15 protein-coding genes and 1 pseudogene are annotated in these 24,996 nt (G+C 51.6%); 12 read left to right on the forward strand and 4 right to left on the reverse strand.

Annotated features, from left to right (window positions below; genetic code table 11):
- Positions 1-84: 84 nt before the first annotated feature.
- From ELK40_RS00455 to ELK40_RS00480, 6 genes are all read left to right on the forward strand, one after another.
- Complete coding sequence (locus tag ELK40_RS00455) at positions 85-396, forward strand: hypothetical protein (RefSeq protein ID WP_127728927.1); 312 nt, start codon at positions 85-87, stop codon at positions 394-396.
- A gap of 114 nt (positions 397-510) precedes the next feature.
- Complete coding sequence (traD, locus tag ELK40_RS00460) at positions 511-3,078, forward strand: type IV conjugative transfer system coupling protein TraD (protein WP_127728929.1); 2,568 nt, start codon at positions 511-513, stop codon at positions 3,076-3,078.
- Positions 3,075-8,486 (forward strand): conjugative transfer relaxase/helicase TraI, encoded by a 5,412-nt coding sequence (traI, locus tag ELK40_RS00465; RefSeq protein ID WP_127728931.1) that lies wholly within the window; start codon positions 3,075-3,077, stop codon positions 8,484-8,486. Before traD ends, traI begins: the two co-directional genes overlap by 4 nt.
- Before the next feature lie 28 nt (positions 8,487-8,514).
- Positions 8,515-9,300, forward strand: coding sequence for a DsbA family protein (locus ELK40_RS00470; RefSeq protein WP_127728933.1), 786 nt, complete (start codon positions 8,515-8,517; stop codon positions 9,298-9,300).
- Between the two features lie 121 nt (positions 9,301-9,421).
- A complete protein-coding gene (locus ELK40_RS00475; protein WP_244599379.1) occupies positions 9,422-9,949 on the forward strand; it encodes a hypothetical protein in 528 nt (175 codons plus the stop codon).
- On the forward strand, positions 9,940-10,317 hold the full coding sequence (locus ELK40_RS00480; RefSeq protein ID WP_206529365.1) for a type II toxin-antitoxin system YafO family toxin: 378 nt from the start codon (positions 9,940-9,942) through the stop codon (positions 10,315-10,317). The genes ELK40_RS00475 and ELK40_RS00480 overlap by 10 nt, the downstream gene beginning before the upstream one ends.
- A gap of 251 nt (positions 10,318-10,568) precedes the next feature.
- Here the strand turns inward: ELK40_RS00480 and ELK40_RS00485 are convergent, their stop codons facing one another.
- Positions 10,569-11,558, reverse strand: a complete 990-nt coding sequence (locus ELK40_RS00485) for a tyrosine-type recombinase/integrase (protein ID WP_127728936.1) — start codon at positions 11,556-11,558, stop codon at positions 10,569-10,571.
- 424 nt (positions 11,559-11,982) lie between these two features.
- Here ELK40_RS00485 and ELK40_RS00490 point away from each other — a divergent pair, with 424 nt between their 5' ends.
- From ELK40_RS00490 to ELK40_RS00515, 6 genes are all read left to right on the forward strand, one after another.
- Positions 11,983-12,453: a nuclear transport factor 2 family protein gene (locus ELK40_RS00490; RefSeq protein WP_127728938.1), complete on the forward strand. Its 471-nt coding sequence runs from the start codon at positions 11,983-11,985 to the stop codon at positions 12,451-12,453.
- A gap of 840 nt (positions 12,454-13,293) precedes the next feature.
- Positions 13,294-14,340 (forward strand): tripartite tricarboxylate transporter substrate binding protein, encoded by a 1,047-nt coding sequence (locus tag ELK40_RS00495; protein ID WP_127728940.1) that lies wholly within the window; start codon positions 13,294-13,296, stop codon positions 14,338-14,340.
- Positions 14,341-14,371: 31 nt separating this feature from the next.
- Positions 14,372-15,322, forward strand: a complete 951-nt coding sequence (locus ELK40_RS00500; protein ID WP_164850599.1) for a delta(1)-pyrroline-2-carboxylate reductase family protein — start codon at positions 14,372-14,374, stop codon at positions 15,320-15,322.
- Between the two features lie 211 nt (positions 15,323-15,533).
- Positions 15,534-15,977 (forward strand): tripartite tricarboxylate transporter TctB family protein, encoded by a 444-nt coding sequence (locus tag ELK40_RS00505; protein ID WP_127728944.1) that lies wholly within the window; start codon positions 15,534-15,536, stop codon positions 15,975-15,977.
- Between the two features lie 6 nt (positions 15,978-15,983).
- A complete protein-coding gene (locus tag ELK40_RS00510) occupies positions 15,984-17,480 on the forward strand; it encodes a tripartite tricarboxylate transporter permease (protein ID WP_127728946.1) in 1,497 nt (498 codons plus the stop codon).
- A gap of 196 nt (positions 17,481-17,676) precedes the next feature.
- Positions 17,677-18,537 (forward strand): alpha/beta hydrolase, encoded by an 861-nt coding sequence (locus ELK40_RS00515; RefSeq protein ID WP_127728948.1) that lies wholly within the window; start codon positions 17,677-17,679, stop codon positions 18,535-18,537.
- A 356-nt stretch (positions 18,538-18,893) separates the two neighbouring features.
- Here ELK40_RS00515 and ELK40_RS00520 read toward each other — a convergent pair.
- The 3 genes and pseudogenes from ELK40_RS00520 to ELK40_RS00530 all read right to left on the reverse strand — a co-directional run.
- Positions 18,894-19,141, reverse strand: a pseudogene (locus ELK40_RS00520) (Tn3 family transposase); the annotation flags it as partial.
- Between the two features lie 1,201 nt (positions 19,142-20,342).
- Entirely contained in the window at positions 20,343-20,963 is a 621-nt protein-coding gene (locus ELK40_RS00525) for a helix-turn-helix domain-containing protein (RefSeq protein ID WP_127728950.1), read from the reverse strand.
- Positions 20,964-21,028: 65 nt separating this feature from the next.
- Positions 21,029-24,505 carry an inverse autotransporter beta domain-containing protein gene (locus ELK40_RS00530; protein ID WP_127728952.1) on the reverse strand — a complete coding sequence of 1,159 codons (3,477 nt, stop codon included), beginning with the start codon at positions 24,503-24,505 and terminating at the stop codon, positions 21,029-21,031.
- Positions 24,506-24,996 lie beyond the last annotated feature (491 nt).

The raw sequence follows: 24,996 nt of genomic DNA on the forward strand, positions 1-24,996 counted from the left end.
TTACGCTTCCTCGCATGACTGCGCCTGGCGCAGCCCTGTCTGCGGCGAGCGTTGCGTCCTTAATTTCAAAGGAGTTCGTCCATCATGATGCATCAGATATATGAACGTGCAGATTACTCAGCTGAATTCTGGTCGCTTATCCATCTTGAAAGCGAGCTGATGGTAGCGAAGGCCTGGATTAATGTATTTGGTTCACTTCCTGAGGGGCAGGGAATGACCATCATTGCTTGCTGGGCTGGCTATGAATTCACCCTTTATGATCTGAAACCTCAGGAATGGCATTCAGCAGTTTATAAGGATGTGGCCTCTTCAGTTCGTTCTCTGGCCGCATGTATTAATGAACAGGAGTGGGAGGACGGGTGCCAGCAGGCCAGATATGAGCTGAGCCTGATGTAATAAACCGGCGCTTTACCCTCGCGATACCACGTTTTACAGCAACCTTTTCAACTTTTCTTCTCTGATAACACACATCACCGCGCAGGTGATGCGATAACGGCCGGACAACACTCTATGAGCTTCGCAGGAAAAAACCTCACCCAGGGCGGGCAGATGACCGCCTACCGCTGGCGCATGTTCATTCAGGTGAACAACTGGATAGGATTCTGGATCTTCATCCTGTTCGCCGTGCTGACTACCGCCATTTTTCTCTGGCGAATTCCACAGGAAGCCCTTGATAACGGCTCCCTGTGGTGGTTCGCCAGCATCAACAGCAGTTTTATCGATCTGATGCCGGCAACGGGAACGCCAAAAATTTACGACGTCCACTACTGGTATGCGCCAACGGCGACGATGATGGTGCTCAAAATGACCCTGCCGCAGATCTATGCGGACCCGTACATGCAGGCTATGGGTGACCAGTGCCTGACTGAGCTGCAGTGGGCGGCCGGCGCCAGTGGGTTGTTCAGTATGGTGGTGTTTATCGCCGTGACATGGTTTATCGCCAATATCGGTCGTAAGGAAAGTGAAGACGAATACATTTCCGGTATGCAGCTGACCGACAAACCTGCTGAAGTGAATAAGCTGCTACGTAAAAACGGTGAATTGTCCGATCTGCGGGTGGCTGATTTACACATGGTTAAACGGGCTGAGGTAATGAACTTCCTCATGCATGGCACCATTAACGTAGGTAAATCAACCATCATCCGCTGGCTCCTGGACTACATACGCAAACGTGGTGATCGGGCCATCATCTACGACTCCGGCTGTACCTTTACCGAAACCCATTACAACCCGTCCACCGATTTCATCCTGAATGCCCACGACGAACGCTGTGCCAACTGGCAGATGTGGGGTGAGTGTATTGATGCAGTCGATTATGACAACCTGGCTGCCAGCCTCATTCCGGTGGAAGGGGAGTCCGATCCATTCTGGGTTTCAAGTTCACGGACCATCTGCGCTGACCTCGCGATACGTATGTCGGTTGACCCGGACAGGAGTATAGAGAAGTTTCTCAAAACCCTGCTGTCACTCAGCATGAAAAGTTTGCGTGAATATCTGGTCAATACGCCTTCAGCCAACCTGGTTGAGGAGAAGATCGAGAAAACAGCAATCTCCATTCGCTCGGTGGTGACCAACTACGCCAAAGCGCTGCGGTTTCTTCAGGGGCTTGATGACGGCACTAAACCACCTTTCACCATTCGGGAGTGGATGACGCAGGAGCGTTATGACAATAGCTGGCTGTTTATTTCCACTCAGGCCCGACACCGCAAGAGTGTACGCCCGCTGATTTCACTTTGGGTGTCACTGGCCACATTGTTACTGCAGAGCATGGGTGAAAACAGTGAGCGCCGCGTGTGGTTCATTCTTGATGAAGCCCCGAGCCTTCAGCGCATCCCGGAACTGGCTGAAACGCTGGCGGAAGCGCGTAAGTTTGGCGGCTGTTTCGTGCTGGGGATGCAGAACATGGCGCAGCTGGTTCACGTCTACGGCCGCGAGCTGGCTAAAAGCATTTTCGACCTGATGAATACCCGTATGTACGGTCGTTCGCCGAGTGCGGAGATGGCCAAAGTGGTCGAAGAAGAACTCGGTAAGCAGCGTACTCGCAAAATCCGTGAATCAAACAGCTACGGTATGGATCAGGTGCGTGACGGTGTGTCCCTCGGCAAGGACGAGGTCAATAACCCGATTGTCGACTACGAGCAGATCATGCGTCTGCCAAACCTCAACTTTTATGTGCGTCTTCCGGGTGAGTATCCGGTCGTTCGCCTGAAGCTGAAATACCGTCCATTCAAAAAACGTCACGCTGGCCTTCTCGAGCGCAATATCCGCGATGCACTGAGTCCGGAACTGGAGAAAGTTATTAAGGAGAATGAGCGTGCAGCGACAGCGGCAGGTCTGACGTTCCCGACCGGTGACGAAGTGCTGGAGAAGGGTAGCGAGACATCATCTGCAGCTGACGTTTCTGCACCGGTTTCTTCTTCAGGATCTTCCGGCTCACCGGCAGCATCGCCCGTCGAAAAAGTGGCTCGTGCCCGAATGGAGGAGCCGAAACCATCAGGCAGCGTTGCACCTGAACAGAAGCCGGTACCTGCCAGGGAGCACGTCACATCGCGGACAGAGCCAGTGGTCCCGGAAGTCGTAACTGAAAATCACAGCACGGTGACAGACCCTGTCACCGAAGACAAAAAAGACAACGTCGTTTCACTTCGGTCTTCTCCTCCTTCAGTAACTCGTCAAAAAGAGAATGCGCCCCTCAAACCGGAAATACCTGCAGCACTGCAAAAAATCCGCAGCAGAACCCAGCTGGATACTTCCTCTGAGCCTGCTGCAGCCGGCGCGCTGGGGATGCTGAAACGGCGGCTCAATACCGGAGCCACCTCAGGCGGAGAAGAAGGTCAGGCCAGTGAGAATGCGGGCGAATCTATGAACCTGGACATGAAGGTGACAGCACTGCCAGACGGCGGCCTGAGTCTGACGACGGCTGGGAAGTCAGTGACACCGCAGACCCCGGATGAAGCACACCGGACGAGCCGGCAGCTGGCGAAGGAAGAAGAGAACATTTTAATTCACCGTCACGCGGACGATCCGGGTTACGACGAAAACGACCATCACTATTACGAGAGAGAGCATGACCTATGATGTCAGTCGCCCCAGTAGCGTCAGCCGGCGAGGCTGCAGGCTACTACAGCAATTCCGATAACTACTATTTTCTGGGCAGCCTGCAGAGCCTCTGGATGGGAGAGGGTGCAAAAGAGCTGGGCCTGGAGGGCAATGTCCCTGGCGATGACCTGACGGCCGTGCTCGAGGGCCGTCTGCCGGACGGCTCACGGCTTGGCAAGGAGGTTAACGGACAGCACGTCCACCGCCCCGGCCATGACCTGACTTTTTCCGCCCCCAAAAGCGTGTCCATTCTGGCTCTCATCGGCAACGATAAAGAAATGCTGGAAGCACACTACCACGCCGTCCGCGTGGCGGCCGGCTATGTGGAGAAGCTCATCTCGGCCCGGAACACCAAAGACGGCGTTACGTCCATCGTACACACCGGCAAGATGGTCGCGGCCGCCTACACGCATGACACGTCACGTAACCTCGACCCGCTGATACACACTCATCTCCTGGTTGCCAATATGACGGAGTATGAGGGCAAATGGAAAGCGCTGGCCACAGACTATATCCATAACGCCGGCTTTATCGAGACCGTCATGAAGCACCAGGTCACGCTCGGAAAAATCTATCGAGGTGCCCTTCGCGAACGTGTTGAATCACTCGGCCACGAAGTGAAAGAGGTCGGCAAACACGGCATGTGGGAGATTAAGGCAATTCCGGATGAAATTGTGGATGAATATTCCTCCCGTGGCCGGGAAATTCAGGGGGCCGTGGGGGCTGAAGCCACGCTGCGCAGCCGGGATGTGGCCGCCAAAGACACCCGCAGGGCGAAAGTTGACCCTTCGCGGATGCGCCTGATGGAGCGCTGGCTGGGCCAGATGAAGGAGAAGGGATTTGACCTGAAGGCGTATCAGGAGAGCGTGGTGCCGCGTGATGCAGGTGTTCGTGAGACCGCGACTCAGCCGGAGCGAGATCACCAGGCTAAGCCGGTTCCTGCCGGGCCTGAACAGACGTCGTCCACGGCAGAAAAGAGCGTCGACACACCTGCTCAACCCGCAGAACGGGAGAGCCAGTCCCGTCAGCAAGCACCACAACAGACTGACACGCTGAGTCAGCCGGCACAGACCGGTCCCGAAAAGACGCCAGCGGCCAGGAGCTTTCCTGCAGCGCAGCTGGACACTGAAATACCCCGCCCGGAACTGACTGAGGCTGTCCGGCTGGCCATCTCGCAGCTCAGCGACAGTAAAACGCGCTTCACCTTTGGCGAGCTGATGATGACCACTGCTGAGCTGAGCGAACAGCTGCCGGAAATTCAGGAAATTCGTGTGGCCATCGATGCGGCGCTGAAGGACGGCATGATTGTGCCGCTGGACAGTGAGAAAGGGGTCTTCACCTCCCGTATTCACCTGCTGGATGAACTCTCGATCCAGGCGCTGAGTCAGGAACATCTCAAATCCACAAAAGTCGTCAGTTTCACCCGCCCGGCGCAGTACGCGCCGGCGGCGCTGGAAGTGGTGGAGAAAGATGCCCTGGTTCTGATGAATGCCCCGTCAGGGGTGGCGGGTATCCGTGACCTGACCGCGCAGCTGGCCGGTATTGCCGGCGCGAATGGACGTGACGTACAGGTGCTGGCCAGCTCTGCCGAGCGCGCCATTTCGCTGGCGAAGTCGGACGATTTGCGGGAACGGATTATCAGCCGGCAGCATGTTCTGAGCGGTGATTTCCACCTGAAACCACAGAGCACGCTGATTATCGAAGGGGCAGAGCGTCTGGGATTAAAGGAGACGCTGGTTCTGCTGGGCGAAGCGCGCACGCAGGACGCACAGCTGGTCTTTCTCGACAGTGCCGGGCGTCAGGCGAACGGTAACGCCATGTCCGTGCTGGAGTCCGCGGGGGTTGCCCGCTCCCGCCGCATGGAGCCGGCGCCCGGACTTGAGGCTGAAGTGGTCAGTATTCCGAACAAACGCGACCGTTACGAGGCGCTGGCCAACCGGTTCGCAGAGCTGAGCGGAGGCAGTGAAAACGTCACCGCCGTCGTGGTCGGCAGGCGTGAACAGGCACAGATGACGTACCTGATACGTGAGGCGCTGCAGAACGCAGGACAGCTGGGGCGTGACGGCGTGGAGATAGAGGCCCGGCAGCCGGTCTGGCTCGACAGCAAAACGCGGCGCATGCCAGGTTCTTACCGTCCCGGCATGGTGCTTGAGGATCGCACGGACGCAAAAGAGCGTAAGTCCTATGTGATTGACCGGGTGCATGAGGACACGCGAGTCCTCTCGCTCATTGACGGTGACGGCGTGCTGACCCGGATGAAAATCGGGGATATCAGCGCTGACTGGCGTCTCTTCAGCCGAGAAACCCTCAGCGTGGCCACCGGCGAAAAACTGCTGTCCGTGGCGGGCGACCGCGAGCACAGCCTGAAGGCCAAAGATCGTCTTGAGGTGACCGGGATAAGTGAAAAGGGGATTGAGGTGAAACGGGGGGAAGACACCCTGACGCTGCCACAAGACCAGCCTCTCTATCTGTCACATGCTTACGTGACCGCGCCGGGCGGCCGGGATAACGACACCGGCGTGGTGCTGGCCGCGCTGAACAGCCGCGACATATCGACCCAGACCATGAATTCGCTGGCACAGAGTGGCCACCGGGCGGAAGTGTTCACCGCCGAAGTGCAGGACCGGGCGGAAGCCCGGCTGCAGCGTATGAAGACCAATGCCTCTCCCGTGCAGCTGGTAAGAAACCTGAGTGGCCACGATGACGTCAGTCAGGCGGTGGGTTCACTGCATGACAGCGTCCGGACGGACGCCGGACTGGCCGTCTGGCGTGCCATCAACGACCAGCGTACCGTGGTGATCAGCGAGCTGAAGCTCGCGACGGAAGCGCAGAAATATCATCCCGACCTTGAGGCCATCGGGAATGAAATTGGCGCGATGATTAAAAATGGCGAGCTGTTGTCCGTATCCTCAGGGGGAGAGCCGGTACTGGTTTCCCGGTCCACCTGGGAGATGGAGAAAGCCATTCTGCGTGTGGTGGAGGAAGGGAAAGGTACGCAGCAGCCGTTGCTGGAACAGGTACCGGAGGCCGTGCTGAACGGCCTGACGGATGGCCAGAAAAAGGCGACCACCCTGGTGCTGGGTACCACGGATCAGTTTATCGGGATTCAGGGCTATGCCGGCGTGGGGAAAACCACGCAGCTGAAGGCGGTGATATCTGCACTGGAGACCCTGCCGGCGGACGTTCGTCCGGTGATGACGGGGCTTGCTCCTACGCACCAGGCGGTGAAAGAAATGAGCGACGTCGGTGTCCGGGCGCAGACCATCAAATCCTTTGTCGTTGAGCATGACCAGGCGACGGCCGCAGGCGGGAAACCTGACTATAAAGGACAGGTGTTTCTTATCGATGAATCATCAATGGCAGGCAACCAGGATACGGCGGCACTGTTCCAGGCCATTGCCAGCGGCGGCGGTCGCGCGGTCTCAATGGGAGATATCGACCAGTTTGAAGCGGTCGACGTGGGCGCGCCGTTTAAGCTGATGCAGGAGCGAAGCCCGATGGATGTGGCCATTATGAAGCAAATCGTCCGTCAGAAAGACCTGCAGCTGCGCGGCGCCGTTCACGACATCATTGATAACCGGATCGATGCGGCCCTTCAGCGCATTGAAACCCAGCCGGCTGACCGCGTGGCGCGTAGCGCTTCAGCCGCGCTCCCGGAGAGTGCGATTCAGGAAACGGAGACTCCTGTTAACGACATCGTGGCGGACTGGAAGGACCGGACGCCGGAGGCGCGGTCCCGTACGCTCATCATTGCGCAGCTGAACGCCGACCGTAAAGCGATAAATGCCGGCATTCATGCCGCGCTTGCAGCGCGGGGAGAACTGGGGGAGAAGGCCATTAAGGTGCCTGTGCTCGATAAAATCCCCCATACGCGCCATGAGTTCAACAAAACAGAGGCCTGGGAAGCAGGGATGGTGGTTAAACGCGGTGACCGCTACCAGGATGTGGTGGCTGTTGACCGTAACGGCAGAACGGTGACGGTACGTGATGAGGAAGGGAAGATTGCTCTGATTTCACCGAAGGAGCTGATCACCGGTGACGTGCAGCTGTTTCGCCGCAGCGAGATGGAAGTCCGTTCCGGCGATCTGCTTAAGTTCACGGCGACCGATCGCGAACAGGGGCAGATGGCCAACCAGCGCTATACGGTGGAGTCGGTCAGCGAGGAGGGGAATATCCGTCTGAAAGGGGAGAACGGTCGCGTCACCATCAATCCGGAGAAGGTCCGGGCGCAGCAGCATATCGACTACGGCTGGGCCGTCACCGGCTACGGTGCACAGGGGGCCAGTAGCGATTATGTCATTGCGCTTGAGGGCACGAAAGACGGGCGTAAGGCACTGGCTTCCCGTCGTGCCTTCTACATATCAACTTCCCGCGTCAAGGAGCACGTCCAGATTTACACCGACAAGAAAGCGGACTGGGTTAAGGCGATAAAAACACCGGAGCGTGATATCAAAACGGCGCACGATGCGCTGGCACCAGAAACGCAGCGCAAACAGGCGAAAGCCATCTGGGCAATGGGGCAGCCGGTGAATAAAACGGCCATCGGGCGCGCCTGGGTGCGCCATCAGGGCATGCAGGAAGCGTCACTGACGGCAAAAATCATCCCGGCCACCCGGCGCTTTCCTGAACCGGCGCTGGCGCTGCCGGTGTATGACAACAATGGCAGGAGTGCGGGCCTGGCTATGGTTTCCCTGGTTTCCAGCCCGGAAGGACGGATAACGCAGGGTGAGACCCGGATGGTCATGACAGAGCGTGCCCGTGGCGCCGTGCTGCAGCGGAGTCAGTCCGGAAACACGATTGTGGCCAGCGACCTGACGGCTGCACTCGATGCAGTACGAAATCATCCAAAGGACGGCGTGGTCTGGCAGACCGGTGATGAACCGCCTTCAGCATGGCTGCTTAAGGTAAGTGGTGGGACAAAACAGGATGTGTCACCGGGTATTGTCTCCACGCTGACGGACGAACAGAACGTACAGCAGCTGCGCGAGCAAATGCTGGCAGACCAGGTTCGCAATGAAGAAGCCGGACGGAGCAAGCTGCCGGAGTCGTTGCTGGCGGAAGTTCCACAGGAAGAGGTGATCAGACTGAAACCGGAAGACATTAACCCGCGTAAACCGGAACCACTCAACCCGGATGCGGATGTGATCGCGAGGGTCAGAGGTGAGGAAAACACCGATGGACAGGAAATAAAAGCCGCTGCAAGCGTCAGAAGCGAGCTGGAAGGTGCTGACAAGACCGCCGGTGAACAGTCGCGGGCATCGCGTGTGATTGCAGATCTGGCAAACGCTGAACGAGACATGCTCAGGGTGGCAGAAAATACTGAACGCGGCCGCATGCCGGAACGTGAAGAACAGACCCTCACCCGAACCATTCAGAAAGAACGTTAATCTCCCTTTTAACCATGAGAATCAGACAATGAAAGCAAACAAATTAGCCGCATTAATAGTTACAACATACATTTGTTTTATTTCAATGGCACACGCTTCGGCCCCTCAGCCAGTATTTAGTCCGGAGCAAAAGGCACGTATCGGCGAAATCGCTGCTGACTACCTGGTGTCGCACCCGGAGATACTGGTGACGGTCAGTCGTAAGCTGCAGGAACAGCAGGAGACACGTAAGCAGAAGATGTTTGCACTCAGCGTGATGGAGAATCAGGCGAACCTTCTGCATGATCCGGACACCCCGGCTTACGGGCCTGATAATGCAAAGGTCGCTGTTATTGAATTCTTTGATTACCAGTGCGTGTTCTGCAGCCGCTTCGCGCCGGAGCTGGAGAAGGTCATGAAAGCGCAGCCGGACGTCCGCTACCTCTTTAAGGAGTGGCCAATATTTGGTGGTCGCTGGGAAGCTTCACTTCAGGCTGCACAGCAGGGGTTGACGGTCTGGCAACAGAAAGGGCCGCAGGCCTATGTCACCTATCACAATGCCATCTACGCCACCGGCAATAATGAAGGCAAACTGACGGCGCAGGATATTCACGGGGCAGCGTCAAAGGCGGGACTGGCCGCCCCAGCTCCTGGCGACCATACCGCGTCCCTTGAGAAAAACAGTAACTTGGCAGAGGAACTGGGGCTCACCGGAACACCTGGGATCATCGTCATGCCCGTTAGCGGGGCGACTCCCGACACCATCACGGTTTTCCCGGAAGCCGTTATCGCTGACAGGCTTCAGGTAGCAATCCGGAAAGCCACGTCCAGATAGAGGATTTCAATTTCCTGTTTGCTGTGCCAGCCACATATGCAACCAACTTTTTTTAGCATATAGTTAAGTTCAGTAGTAAAATGCAGCGCCTCGTCGAGAGATGATGATTATGGAGCCCGTCGTGAAATTTAAAATCCAGCACTTGCAGGCCGCAGTGGCACTGGTTCTTGCCAGTTTCCAGCCGCAACCCAAAGCGGTTGAGTGTCAGCCTACGATTGTTGAACGGGTTTACGAAATGGGCTCCAGAGTCAACAAAACCGATATCAGCGAGCTCACTGTTGCTCTCAATGACGTAGCTAAAGAATTACGCTCAAGTCGCATCGAGCTGGCCCGGTATGCAGACAGCGATTTCTCCGGCGCTATCAAAGTCGCCAGCGACATAAGAAATCATACTATCCATGTCGCAGGTATCGCAGAGTCATTTGTTCTGATGCTGCCGGAAAAAAACATCGTTCAATCGTATGACAGGAATTCTGTTGAGTTTGCGTTCTTTAAGGCCATTAAAATGGTCAGTCTTGCGACCAAAAACTACCTTAGTCTGATTGATCAAATCACACGAACGACAGAAGTGCGTGACTCTGGAATCAACCTCTCGGCCATGAATCATCTGCTGGATTCAGGCAACAGGGCTGCGTCTAAATGGCGTTAACGGCTGAGTACAGTCATGCCACGTGGGATACGTTTTTCCAGCCCACGTTCGCCGTTTACCCTGAGCTGGAGACCCAGTTACAAGCAGAGTTCATCACGTATAAATCAACTGGCGCACCATCGAATCTTCTTGGAAGGGACGCCCCTTTTGATTTCCCGCCATTCGCTGTCGATGCTAACGTCCAGCATATTCACGTTAATCTGCATTTCCAGCTCACCTGGAGTGCCAGACAAGAAAATTACAACCGTACCTCTGATCACTATCTCATTTACACAGAACACATGTGGGATAGCGGACGCTTTCTGCTGATGGGGCTGATAACACCGGCTCATGAACGTATGCCAGCGAGAGATACCCGGTTTACTTAGCTTCTTTTCTGAAGTCGCAGAAGACTTTCACGCTTCATAACCCTTAAAATCACATCTGGTACCCGGATAAAAAACGAAAAGGACCGGCTATCCCGCATATCCAAACCACCCCGGTTCAGAAGGGAAGCAGAATAGCCAGCAGACCTACTTTAACGGAAGTTCCGCTGTGGCACCATTGCAGAAAATCGCGCAGTCAGCGAGCATTCTCACCTTCTATTCTGTTAACTTAACCTCTTAACATGTTGTTAAGATCATATCAGATCAAGACGGTCACGGGCCGTGCGCAGGCGCGCCTCGCCGCGGCGGTCGTACTGCTGAGTGGTGGTGACGCTGGCGTGGCCCATCGCATCCTTCACAGTGATGAGATCTTCACCATTATCCAACATGGCGGTGGCGAAAGTTCGCCTTAAATCGTGCGGCGCGCATTTCGCTATTCCGGCCTGATGCTGGCGGACCTGCAGGACATGGTACACCGCCTGGTCGGTCAGTCGGTCGTTGGTCAGGGTGTCAAAGCGGCGGATGCGGGTGAACAGCGGCCCGTCTTTTTCCCCCCGAACCTCTTCAACCCACTTATGCAGGCGCTGCCAGGTGCCGGCAGGCATGTAGGCCAGCCTTTCCTTGTTTCCCTTACCCAATACCCGTAGTGCCCGCTCATCTGTGACAATGTCACGCAAATCCAGCCCCACGGCCTCCGAACGGCGCAGGCCGCAGCCGAGAATGACGGCCAGCATCGCCGCATCACGTACCCCGATACTTGAATCATCGGCCTCACATGCAGCAAACAGCGCGCGGATCTCCTCAGGCGGCAGGGCTCTCCCGCGGGGAAGACGGCTGCCGCGCAGGTTGCGCACCGCCCGGATGTGCTGAAAACTCTCGACGTCCATGAGCTTCAGCATCCAGGCTTCCTTCGCCACGCCCTTCAGCGCCGAAAGATAGGTGTTAACGGTTGCCGTGGCCCGGCCGGTATCCCGCAGTAATTCCGTAATGGCCATCACGTGATGACGCCGCAGGCTGCCCCAACTGCAGGACTCCAGGGACGCAGCGCCGAGCATACCGGCAATAATTCCGAGGAACGAGGCCATGGTCTGCCGGCTGCGGAGGGAATTGAGGGAAAGCAGGTAGGCCCGGGCGGGGCTGACCGGAGCATCACCACCTGACAGCGCCGGCAGGAAATCCCCATCAGGTGGAATGACTGCCGGCAACATGGACAGCTCAGGATCATCATCAGGCATCTTTGTCATCCGGGGCTCCGTCCGGGCCAGAAATCGTCCGGCGCGCTGCGTGAAAAATCGGGGGAAATGATACCGTCAGAGCGTACCGCAGAAAGTCTGCTTTTTCAAAGATACATTTTAATAAGTAAATAATCGGCAAAAGATAACGTACTTTTTACTCATCTAACCAACGAGAGGTAAAAGGTGTAACAACAAAGCGAACATTACAAAATAGCTATGAACGCGACACGTGATGTGACTGTCCAGAATAACTACATATCGATTGAGCAGTTTAGATTGAATCTAGCATCTTTATTCATAAAAAGAACACCCCTATATAAACTTATGAAAAAACATCAACTCGATATGGGAAGTATTATAGACATAACTGTGAAATCTGAACTACTATGATCAGTGACATCATATTTTTAACAATCCTGAAAAGGTAAACATAATGAAGATGATAGATAAAACAATAAGTCAGTTTATTGATTATTATAGCGCAATAAATATGCGCCCCCCTCATATACTCAATGAGATATATCACCCTGACGTAATTTTAATTGATCCTTTCGGGTGCTATTACGGTTTGAATAAATTAAAAAAAGCCCTGTCACCGTTGGTGTTAAACGTTAATGTACATTATCTGCTAACAGATGAACCACTGAGAAATGATCGTTCTTTCGCCATAACATGGACATTATACTGGTCACATCCTATTTTAACGTTCAATGCAATTGAAGAACTAAATGGTTGCACATACGCATGCATATATAAAGGGAAAATAATCTCACAAGAAAACTATTATGACCTTGGTGAATTTCTTTATGAGAAAATACCACTTTTAAAGTGTGCTATCAAAAAAATCAAGATAAATCATATGAATGAAAATCCTGATGCTGCGTCAGATAGCGATCATGGTTAGTTAAATGCTCTGAAGTCAGAGCGTATAAACAGCCATATATTTGAACCAATATTAATTTTGCTTACTTTAACCGCGCATAAGGATATGTCTCCACATGATAATTAATACGTCATTCAAAGACAGAAAATCAATAAATTTCTCAGGGTAATAAGAAACTTTATAAAGGATAAGATATATGTAATCTCTCTTTAAGTAATAAAATTATATAATTAGTTTTATGATCTATAAAAAATGCCCCGAACGTGATTATGATCATTAACGTGGAACATAAGTAAATGCGTATTTATATAATCATGTAAAAACACCTACATCGCAACTAAAGAACAGGGGGGAATTGTACATACTAAACCTGTAGTTGATGAAAGATCGATAAATAAGTGATCCAACTGCACAATCACAAGTGCCTCTATGGTTGAATGGGAAGCTTTAAACTATAGGGCAGGATCGTCTACCAGGGCGTGGTCAGTCCATAAATGATTCTGAGGCGTCTAATCTCTGGCGATTCATCAAGTCTATAACCCCTCTGTGGGCACCAGTACTGAAGGGCCTTACGAATCAAATAACAACACTAAATACTAGTTTTAAGTTACAAAAAAACAATTGAAGTTTTTTTTAGGGGTTTACGCGAGTGAGAAATATAATTATGATATTAAATATTGAGTTGCTAATATAGTGTAATTTTGAACAATTGCCGTTATAACTTAAAAGCATTCTGTTTATCATTAAAATATTGGTGCCACGTTAATGGGGTAAACACATTTACGTGCCAATAAATAGGAAGAACTCAACCTAGTTACTGCTTACATTTTAATCTTATCAAGTTGGCGGTTTTAAAATTGAATGGATATTTCAATTAAAACCTGGGAAGTATTAAACACAAACCTTTATGGTAATTTACTAATGATAAACTACAGATCATGTAAATTATTTTTGATGCTTATATTTTTTATTAATAAAATTTTTTTCGCATCGGCTTTTGCTGAAACTGAAATTTACCCATCAAAAATGATAAGGCTGATAGTTCCTTTTCCTCCAGGTGGTGGTGCTGATATTTCTGGTCGTATAATGGCACAGCATTTATCTCGTGAGTTGAAGGTTAAAGTTATTGTTGAAAATAAACCTGGTGCAGGTGGGAATATAGGGGCGTTTTATGTATCAAAAGCTCGTTCAGATGGTTACACACTTTTGGTAAGCACATTAGGCCCCAGTGTTACTAACAAAATAATTTATCCAAAAGCAAGATTTGATCCTGAGCTCGACCTTATCCCTGTTGCTCTTTATTCCAGAACACCGATGGCTTTAGTTGTAAATAAGTCCTCTCCATTTAACAGTGTACAAGACTTAATGAACACTTCCAAAAATAGTGATGCAGGACTTGTTTATGGTAGTGGAGGTCAGGGCTCTACTTCACATTTGGGTATTGAGTTGTTAAAAGAGATGACTGGTATGAAACTTACCCATATCCCGTATAAGGGAAGCGCACCCGCATTGATCGATCTCATAGGCGGTCGTTTAGATTTTACGCTAGATAGTCTTCCTTCTGTAACTCCACATATTCACTCAGGCAATATAAAAATTCTTGCAGTTGCCGAAAAATGGCGCCTCAAGGATCTACCAGATGTGCCAGTTCTTTCTGAGATTCCTGATTTGTATAACTATGAAGCGTCAGGATGGGTTGGTTTATTTGCTCCAAAAAACACTCCCCCTGAAGTAATATCGGTTATCGCGCGTGCTTTGACTCAGCCAGTCGATAAGATATGGATCAAGGGTAGATTAGAAAATATAGGAGCTATTTATGTTGGTGCTGACACACAGGAATTTAAAGTTTTTTTAAATAATGAAGTTAAAAAGTGGACACCGCTTGCTGAAAAAAACAGCTCAAAATAATTTCATGTAACTCGGATGGATGGTTTGTAATATGAGTTTAAAAGTGTGTTTACCCTGGAAAAAACCTGGAAAAATAGAAAAAATTACTCGAAATGCTAAAGAGACTGCACATCTTCTCGGGCATTTAGCACTATTTAATTCGCTTGAAAAGGTTTGCCGTGAATATGGCGAAGGGAAAATATCTTGCCCTCCACGCACCTATATATCCTTGCCTGAACACGGACATCTTTTTTCGATGGTTGCTAGTGCCCATGATATAACTGTACACAAACTAATTCTCGTTAATCCCAACAACCGCAAGCGAGATTTACCGCTAGTACATAGTGAGGTAAGGGTTTACGATTCAAAAAGTGGCGAATCAATATTATTACTGGATGGGCCTACAGTAACAGAAAGGCGTACAGCGGTATTAAGTGCAGTTGGTATGCGGCATCTCTGTTCTGCTCCGCCTTCTGAGGGAATGTTAATCGGTACGGGAAAACTGGCAATAAGTCACTTACAGGCATTTAATATATTGTTTCCTAATATGAGTTTTTGGATTAAAGCAACAAGTGAGGCTAAAGCTAAAGAGTTTTGCCGTAAACATTCTTCGATTGGTGTGGAATTACGCCCATGCACTAGTAACGTTGTCCCTGAGTCTTTAGATGTAGTTATAACTATGACTAGCAGTACTAATCCTGTTTATTCTGAACCAGCAATCGCTGGACGATTGCTTATTGGTGTAGGAACATGTAATCCAAATGCTTCTGAGATTTTTGCTGATACAGTACGTTCCAGTCAGGTGGTTATAGATGAAAAAACAGGCGGCATAAATGAGGCGGGTGATTTGCTTCAAGCGAAAATTGATTGGTCGGAGGTTCATTCGCTTTCCGATATTTTGACATCTCAACCTGATTTTTCACGCCCCATTTTTTTTAAGACTGTCGGTTGTGCCGCCTGGGATTTAGCAGCAGCTAGAGTTGCTATTGATACAGCTAGATAATTTTTAGTCATAAAATTATGGATAACCCTGATGTATGTATTTTTAATTATTTATAGAATTCTATAAAAGGCGATTGACAAACAGTCCCTTAACTAAATAAAAAAGAAGAGGACGCCAGAAATGACAAACAATAGTATAACACAAAATCTTAACCAATTCTTTTAGATATGTTTTGAAATATAACTATTAACAATAGAGATGGACAGAAAAATTGAAAAGTAAAAAAAGAGAGTGGGCTTCATCAGTGGTTATATTTTCAATCGCTATCATTACTCTGTATGGCGGACTTAGCTACCCGAGAGGAACATTAGAAAATATGGGGCCGGGTTTTTTTCCTTTAATTATAGGTGGGAGCATGGTTGTCATAAGTATAATCATGGTTGCAGTACCTATAAGTCAAGATAAGATCGAAAAAGTCTCCACGCAAGAATTACGAGCTTTCTTCTTCCTTGTTGGTGGTTTTTTAGCTTTCGTGATATTGGGCATTTATTGTGGTCTAGTACCTGCAACTTTCTCGATAGTGTTTATATCAGCACTAGGGGATAAAAATAATTCTCCGTTATCTGCGTTGATACTGTCCTTGGCAAGTGTTATTGCAATGTTACTCTTTGCATTTGCTCTTCAAATTCAGCTTCCATTTTTCCGCGAGATGTAAGTTTTTATGAATAAATTTATTAGCCTTTTTGACGGCTTTGTTGTAGCACTAGAGCCAATTAATTTACTATACTCCTTTATAGGGGTTTTTCTTGGAAATGTCGTAGGGGTCTTGCCTGGGATTGGTCCGCTTGCTGCTATTTCTATTCTATTGCCGATTACTTATAATCTAGATCCTACTGCTGCTCTGATGATGTTAGCTGGTCTATATTATGGGGCTCAATATGGCGGGGCAATAACATCTATTTTATTGAATATTCCTGGTGTTACATCGCATGCAGTTACTTGTTTTGATGGATATCCTATGGCCAAAAAAGGCCTTGCTGCACAAGCATTGTTGATTTCAATGTTTGCATCTTTTATCGGCGCATCTGTAGGTATTATTCTCATAATATTATTCACTCCTTTTTTAACAGGTATTGCATTCAAATTTGGGGCGGTAGAATATACTTCTATTTTAATGCTTGGTCTCTTGCTGGCATCGACTGTTTCTGTGAGCTCACCATTAAAAGGTATTGCGATGATGCTTTTAGGTTTGGTTGCTGGACTCATCGGTACAGATATTAATTCTGGAATTGTTAGGTTTTCGTTTGGGTTTGCAGAACTCAATGATGGGATTGCAGTTGTTGCGATCGCTATGGGACTTTTTGGAATTTCCGATGTCCTGCGTAATGCTAACCGCGATAATAATCGGGAAACCATCGACTCCAATATATCTATAAAGTCAATGCGACTAAATCGAAATGGAAGAAAAAAGTCAATAATGCCGATTCTCAGAGGCTCAGTAATAGGTTCATTATTTGGTATATTGCCTGGAACTGGCTCAACTATAGCATCATTTATGTCCTATGCAATTGAAAAAAAAATATCATTATCGCCAAGGCGTTTTGGCCATGGAGCAATTGAAGGTGTTGCAGGTCCAGAAGCAGCGAACAGTGCTGCTGCACAAACTGCGTTTATTCCGACTATGAGTATCGGTGTTCCAGGAGATGCTGTAATGGCGCTTATGCTTGGTGCGCTAATGATCCAAAATATTCAGCCAGGTCCTCAATTAATAAACGAGTATCCGTTAATTTTTTGGGGGCTTATAGCCAGTTTCTGGGTTGGGAATTTATTACTTTTAATTCTTAATGTACCTCTAATTGGATGCTGGACTAAGATGCTATCTATTCCTTATAGACTAATATTTCCTATTGTACTCTTCTTAATATGTATCGGTGTATATAGCACGAATGCAAATATTTTTGATGTTTTGATTGCGCTGGCTATTGGCGTTTTTAGTTATTCTTTATCTCGCCTAGGATTTCAACCTGCTCCTTTACTTCTGGGCTTTGTTCTTGGTCCAATATTCGAAGAGAATTTACGGCGAGCTATGCTGCTATCACGAGGAGATGCCGCTGTATTTTTAACTAATCCTATTAGTGTGATGTGTTTATTTATTGTTGTGATTGTATTGATTTATAATGTTCGGAGGAAATTAATCCTCAGCTATGACGTTAAATAACTAATTAAGCTAGTTAGTTTATTTACATCAAAATGGAAAAGACGTTCTGGATCAAAGGAAGAACCAGTTTAATCGGTTGTATTTAGAACGTTGGTCGGAGGTGCTATATTCAGGACCAATATCTGCAGATTCCTAAACAGAGTTCTAGAGCTTAATTTTTCTTCTAATGACTGACCTGATAAAAGGACATATATTAATGGAAATTTCAACAGAAAAAATTTCTAAAGGCATCGTTCTGACGCTTCGTTCTCCCTCCGACAGTACAAAAAGCCCGGTGATCATTTTGTGCCATGGCTTCTGTGGTATCAGAGAATTTTTGCTACCTGATTTTGCTGAAGCATTTACCCGCGCCGGATTCTCCACAATCACGTTTGATTATCGTGGTTTTGGGGACAGTGACGGCGAACGTGGACGCTTGGTCCCTGCTATGCAAATTGACGATATTATCTCCGTTGTTAACTGGGCAAGAGAACAGCCATCCCTTGATGCCCAGCGTATTGGCCTGTGGGGAACATCATTTGGAGGATGCCACGTATTTGGTGCGGCGGTCAGAAGCCAGGGGGTCAAATGTATTGTCAGTCAGTTGGCTTTTGCAGACGGTGAAGGAATAGTCACCGGGAATATGAATAAGGAAGAGAAAGAAGCTTTTGTTTCAACCCTGGACAAGATGGCTGAAAAGCAGAAGAGCACCGGTAAAGAAATGTTCGTGGGGGTCAATCGGGTACTGAGCGATACAGAATCAAAATCATTTTTTGAAGAAAATAGAACGCAACATCCAAAGATGGACATTAAAATACCATTCCTTACGGTGCGCGAAACTCTTCTGTATAAACCCGCATTTAATGCCTCACTGGTGACGTGCCCAACCCTGATCGTTATTGCTGGTCAGGATACGGTTAATCCACCGGAGCAGGGACGAGCCTTATTTGACGCTGTGGGGGCCAAAGAAAAAAGGCTATACGAGGTAAGCAGTGCACGTCATTACGATTTTTATGCAGGAGAGCATCTTAAGCAGGTTATCAGCATTCAGACAGAATGGTTTAAAACGCACTTGTAATTTTAGATGTCCACTAACGGCGGGTTCAACAGAGCCCACCGTTATGACAAACGTCAAATGCCGCATCCGCATTTTGTAGCTTCAGCTTTCTCTGAGTCTTATTTCACGATGTTTTTGCCACCGGCCCTCTTTTTTGACATGTACACATGCCAGTAATCACATCCGGCGGTCAGTATAAGGCTGCGCCACTGCGATTTGATGGTGATGGGCGGCTGCGAGACGCCGTCTGACCAGGCGCCCAAGAGAAATGAATGTGAAGATGCCATTTGATTCGACTTCCGTTGGAAAGGATAGCACAGAAAACGCCGATATACAGCCCGCACTTGAGGGCGGCGTACCGCATGTTATCCAGAGCCAAGTGCCAGAGCGCACGGTTGTTCTTCCAGACCGTCGGTATAATGCTTTCCTATCTCACTTTCTGTCCGTGGCAGATCGCTCTGGCAACCGCATAGCTGCTTTCTCCGATGTTAAGTTAAGTCAGTATAAGCCTGCGGAACGCTTCATCATCAATCAATGTTTTGTTAATTCCGCCCACTTTAATTATTGCCTGAATCAGTCTGGAGGGGCTTTCACTTTTCAGTAATGAACATACCTGCACCGAGGACAGGGCTTTTCTCTGCTTCAGGAAACTAAAGCTGGTAGGTTCAACGTTCAATTCTCGCTGAAGATGAGTGGGAACACTCATCTGCCGGAAACCGTATGCTGTAGTTCTGTGAGTCGGGTTCTGAGGAGTACACGTCCGCATAAACGGCGTGCAGGCAAGCCTCAACTCCCATCACCACAAAATACTTTTTGCGCTGCAGTACCGCTTTGAAGCAAAAAATCGCCCTATTCACGTATTTTTTCATTAGCTTAGATAACATATCCCACGGAGTAAACTTTATCCGCCAGTACAGCATGACCACGTCGCTTCTCTGGTGCTGAACACCAATGCAGTCCTGCAGGCTTTCTGCGGACTGGCTTTCGTTGGTTTGTCCGAGGCTGAGCACGATATTTAACGGCAGTTCGCTTCCGTCTATCGCTAGATTGATTTTGTGCCAAAACCACCGCGAGTGCGCCCCCGCTCAATATCTCTGGATATGTCAGTATGTTCTTTTTAGCCCTGGCAGCACATCTGATGAGCGCTCGGATATTGCTGCCATCCAGCGCTGTCGCTGACCAGTCAACGAGACCATGAGCTTCAGGAGATAAAAGCAACTTATTGAAAGTAATGTTCATCACAGCTGACTTTGAACGCGGGCTGTAAACGGCCTTATCTGGACCATATCGCTCAGGAAATCGGGTCATGGTGCGACCGAACACAGAATACAGAACATATAATGAATATACGGTTTTCTGCCCAAGAGAGTGCTGCCCCGGTGTTGCTGGTTCAGCAGTCTGGATGAGAGCCCATGCTTCACAGGAAAGAACGTAACGAGCAATAGTTCAATATGTTGTGAAAAAAGGCTGTGACAATTAAGAGGCTCAGCCTGGATTATCCGTGGCAATTCACTCAGCCACTTCCTGTGATTCTCGATGCAGCTGCCGTACAGACAGAGCCGCTCGCAGAAGACATGGAAAACGGTGTTCCCCTCATCAGTAATGCTCAGGGTGCTCTGCAGCACTCATGGACAGCTTTGTATCCTGGGTTCGGTGTCAGGTCCGCACTCCACATTCAGCGGCGATGTTCTGTGCATGAGCCTAAAGAGCGCAAAGAACTGACCGCACCGGGTGAAGTAAATCACAGCCAGCCTTTTATCTTCCTTGATGCAACGCATGACTCTGGCGGGTCGGTAAGGATGGAAACCTTAACCACAGACTCATCTTTAATAATTTTTTGGAAGATGTCGAAGCTCAATCAGTTTTCCTCTTTCCATGGTAATGTACTGCCCAGCCTGCAGACTCCTGATTACCTTGTACAGAGTGCTGCGGGAGACGGTTGAACGCTCGCTGATATACCGGTGAAACGATTCCTGCTTCAGGAGGCCCCCGTCACCGTTGCTCAGGGCAAGAAGATGATGGCGAACGATGTGGTAATTGCTGCCGAACGCACTGATGGCGAGATTATCCCGCACATGCCGCGCATTGTCCGCAAGAATGCTGAAGACATCATGCCACATCCCCGACAGCTCAATTTCCGCAGCAAGGTCAGAAGACAGCACCTGAATAAGACGAGCTGAATCCTGAACGGCCACGGTTGTATCTGGTTCACGACCGCAGAGCAGCTCAAGACCGAGCACCGCGGGTGCCGTGAAGTCGGCAATAATGTAGCCATTACTTTTAAGGCGAAGGGAGGCCCGCCCCTCCTCGAGAAAGAAGACAGTGGGACGTGCGCGCAGTGTCATGGCTATATCTTCTCGCCCGGAGACCATAACACTCCTTTTTTCCCGGAGGGAGCGAATGATGTTTTCAAGTTTCTGCTGCGGAGTGAATTCAGTATTCATCATAAAAAAGTTTATTAGTTTAGAGAGGGGGAGGAGTACCTGGGCTTTCAGGTACTCCGGTGTTGCCTTTAGTTCGTGGCACCCGCTGTAATGGTGTACGGGGCGGAGAGAACTAATCCGTCGGCTACAAAGATGGAGGCCACCATGTCGGAGCCCTCATTCTGTGCGATGCCGGTCATTAACCAGGTGCCGCCTGCCAGCATCCAGGCTGGGTTCGGGGCCGGCCCGGCGCCCGGTATGTTGATGGTATCCGGACTCTCGGGTGGCATGTTCGCAATGTTGCCCTGCGCGTCGCGCGGGGTGAAGGTGACGGTCATCTCGTCTCCAATCCAGAACGTGTTGCCGCTGACGACAAGGGTGGAGGTGGCCGCAGAAGCCGCGCCCGCCTTGATGGTGTACGCGGCGGAGGTGACGGTTCCGTCGCCCAGCGTGACGCCGGCCGTCAGGCCGGTGCCCGCCGTCGTCGCGGTGAAGGTGCGGATCCAGACGCCGCCGGCCTGCGTCCAGGCTGAGCCCGTGGCCGGCGCGGCGCCCGCCATGGTGATGGTGTCCACAGCCTCAGCCTCGATATCTGCCGGGTTGCCCTGCGCGTCGCGCGGGGTGAAGGTGACGGTCATGCTGTCTCCGGCAGTGAACGTGCCGTTAACGCCGCCGCTGACCTCAAGGGTGGAGGTGGCCGCAGAAGCCGCGGCAGCCGTGATGGTGTACGGGGCGGAGGTAACGGCCGTGCCGCCCAGCGTGATGCCGGCCGTCAGGCCGGTGCCCGCCGTCGTCGCGGTGAAGGTGCGGATCCAGACGCCGCCGGCCTGCGTCCAGGCTGAGCCCGTGGCCGGCGCGGCGCCCGCCATGGTGATGGTGTCCACAGCCTCAGCCTCGATATCTGCCGGGTTGCCCTGCGCGTCGCGCGGGGTGAAGGTGACGGTCATGCTGTCTCCGGCAGTGAACGTGCCGTTAACGCCGCCGCTGACCTCAAGGGTGGAGGTGGCCGCAGAAGCCGCGGCAGCCGTGATGGTGTACGGGGCGGAGGTAACGGCCGTGCCGCCCAGCGTGATGCCGGCCGTCAGGCCGGTGCCCGCCGTCGTCGCGGTGAAGGTGCGGATCCAGACGCCGCCGGCCTGCGTCCAGGCTGAGCCCGTGGCCGGCGCGGCGCCTTCCGCGCTGATGGTGTCCACAACCGCAGCCTCGATATCTGCCGGGTTGCCCTGCGCGTCGCGCGGGGTGAAGGTGACGGTCATGCTGTCTCCGGCAGTGAACGTGCCGTTAACGCCGCCGCTGACCTCAAGGGTGGAGGTGGCCGCAGAAGCCGCGGCAGCCGTGATGGTGTACGGGGCGGAGGTAACGGCCGTGCCGCCCAGCGTGATGCCGGCCGTCAGGCCGGTGCCCGCCGTCGTCGCGGTGAAGGTGCGGGTCCAGACGCCGTCGGCCTGCGTCCAGGCTGAGCCCTCCTTCTCCTGTAGCCCCGGACCAGTAAATGTGGCAGAGGCAAGATCCACCTCCGTCACACTGTTGCCGGATGCATCCTTCAGAGTCAGTGTCAGTACCACATCCTCCTGACTGGCATAACGCGTACGGTCTGTTTTCAGGGTCGAAGTGGCCTGCGAGACAGAGCCCGCTTTCACTGTGACGGTGGCCTGCGGCTGCGCCAGCTGGATGCCGTTCACAATAGAGCTCACCGTCACCACGCCCGTCCGCGTGGCGCGCATAGTGGCAGTGTAAACTCCGCCAGCAGACTCCTGCACGTCAGAGAAGGTGACGCCGTCCTGACCGCTGCTGAATCTCACCTTCTGGCCGTTAATCGGAATGCTCGCCTCATCACGCAGCGTAAGCATTACAGGCACCGGCGTATCCGTATCGGTAACAGGCTGCCCGACCACCAGTGAGGAGTTAGCATCACTCAGAGTCTGGCTGATGTTGACAGTGATGGTGCCGGCGCTGTAGCCGCGCACATACGGAGTCAGCGTGAAGTGCTCTTCCTGCGTTCCCGGAGTAACCGTCAGGTCATAGCTGCCGGCAGAGGTGCGTACGAAATGCCCCACCCGGGCGAGACCGCGTGCAGCCCGCGCTACGTTTTTGTCGGTATTATCGCTGCGTTCCGTAACAATCTCACTTTCGTCCACGTCAACCGGATTGCCGGCTGCATCACGCAGGGTGAGGGTGACTTTCTGCGCACTGGTGCCGTCCGGGACCAGATTAAGCGACGAAAGGCTCAGGCCCGACAGTGCGGGACTGATGGCTGCCTGTGAAACGACAACACGAGTGCTGGACGCGGCAGAGCGGTTGCCCCGGCCGTCCACGGCAACACCGCGTACCGTATAGGTATTGCCGTGGAGAGCTCTTCCCGGCTGCCAGGCCGGTAGTATAACAGCGTGAGAATGCGGGCCGGAAGACATGATAATCCCTCCGGCCGCCTCCAGCTCTGGCGACTGCCACTCAATGCGCTCAGCAGGATACCGGCTCTTTATCTCCACGCTCAGGGGCTTCTGCTCACCAGCGTAGCCAGTGACCAGCTCCTGGGTCTTCAGGAATATGACCTCTTTCTTTTTGTACTCGAGGACAATGTTGCTGTTGCGCTCGACAAGGTCATGGCGAGCACCGCTCAGACTACGCAGTGCGGCGACGGAGTCAGGACTGGTCTGATGCGCCCAGGATACGCCCGGGGTGTAGCGCAGCTCAAGACCCAGGCGGGAATCGCTGGCCGAGCCCTTGCCCTGACGCTGCTCGGCGTTCAGGGTGAGCAGCGGGAACGGCGTCCAGTTCAGGCCTGCAGTGGCGGCATAAGGGTCCTTCTGGCGGTTGCTGTGTCCGAACAGGCCTACCTCTTCACCGTAGTAGCGCTCAAAGCCCAGCGAGGCGCCGAGCTGCGGCAGCGAAGGAAGCCAGCCGCGGGCGGTAATGTCCCAGCCGTTTGCCGGACGCTCAAGGTAGTCGGTGACGTCCGGGGAGTCCTTCCAGCCCGAGAGGCGCATGTAGCTGTTGGCGCCAAGGCGGAGGTTGTCGCGCCAGTATTCAATACCGAGCCCCGCCCGGGTGTGGCTGCGGGAGAGGTCGTGGTCGATAAAGGCGCTGGCGCCGAGCATGCCGGCGGGCCCGAAGCTGCGCACGCCGAGGCCGAGGGAGGACTGCGTGCGGTCGTCCGCCCGGCGGATACCGCCCTGGGCAAAGGTGAGCAGGTCAGGCGAGTCGTACAGGGGCACCAGGAGGTCGAGAGAGGAGCCCTTCAGTGAGAAGTCCTTATCAACGTCAATGGTGGTGCGCGCTGTGCCGAACTGGCTGAGCCACTGCTGGACTTCGGCACTGGCGTACCCGCTGGCGAGTGATGCAGCAGCATCGGTATCTGGGGCGTTGCTCAAGAAGGTCCCTGCCCGGGATGCGGCCTGGGCAAGGCGTACGGCGGCCTGATTGTCGTTCACGTCGGCGGTCGCGGTGGTGTCGCGGTTTGGCTGAACGGCGGAGGCAATAGCCGGGGTAAAGGCAACAGATAATGGAGAGCAGAACTGCACCAAAAGTGTGGCGATTGCAGTTTTCCGAATAAGAACTTTTTTCACAGTTTAATATTCTTCCTGATGGAATGAATCACTGCGGTACTTTAGAATCGAAGTGTGTTTTTTTGGAATGTAATTTTGTTGATTATAGTTATATTAGTTTTATGTGTGTTGAAAGTTTATTTTTTTGGATATAAAAGCCAGTGGAATGAGTGCATGTTGTGGTCGGGGCATGGTGACTGGCGGAGTTTACGGTGTATGGAAAAAAAACCGCCCGGGGAGGGCGGAAAAACCACATCCAGAAAAACAGGGGTATGCACTGCAATACAATGTTCAGAAGAATCATGACAGGCTATGCTGGCAATTGACAGGCTATGATGGGACGACTGGAGTGCAAAATAACACGTATCACTCTGTACATGACGGAGGGGGACGAAAAACGAGATCAGATATTAGCCATTTATAACACATCCTTTTATCTCTGCAACCGGCTGAACCGTACCGGGTTTCTGGGAGACTAAACTCTCAGTGAAAGAAGAACCGAAATGTTATCC

The organism is Enterobacter sp. N18-03635 (genome assembly GCF_004006055.1).
In the GTDB taxonomy this organism is placed as follows: domain Bacteria; phylum Pseudomonadota; class Gammaproteobacteria; order Enterobacterales; family Enterobacteriaceae; genus Enterobacter; species Enterobacter vonholyi.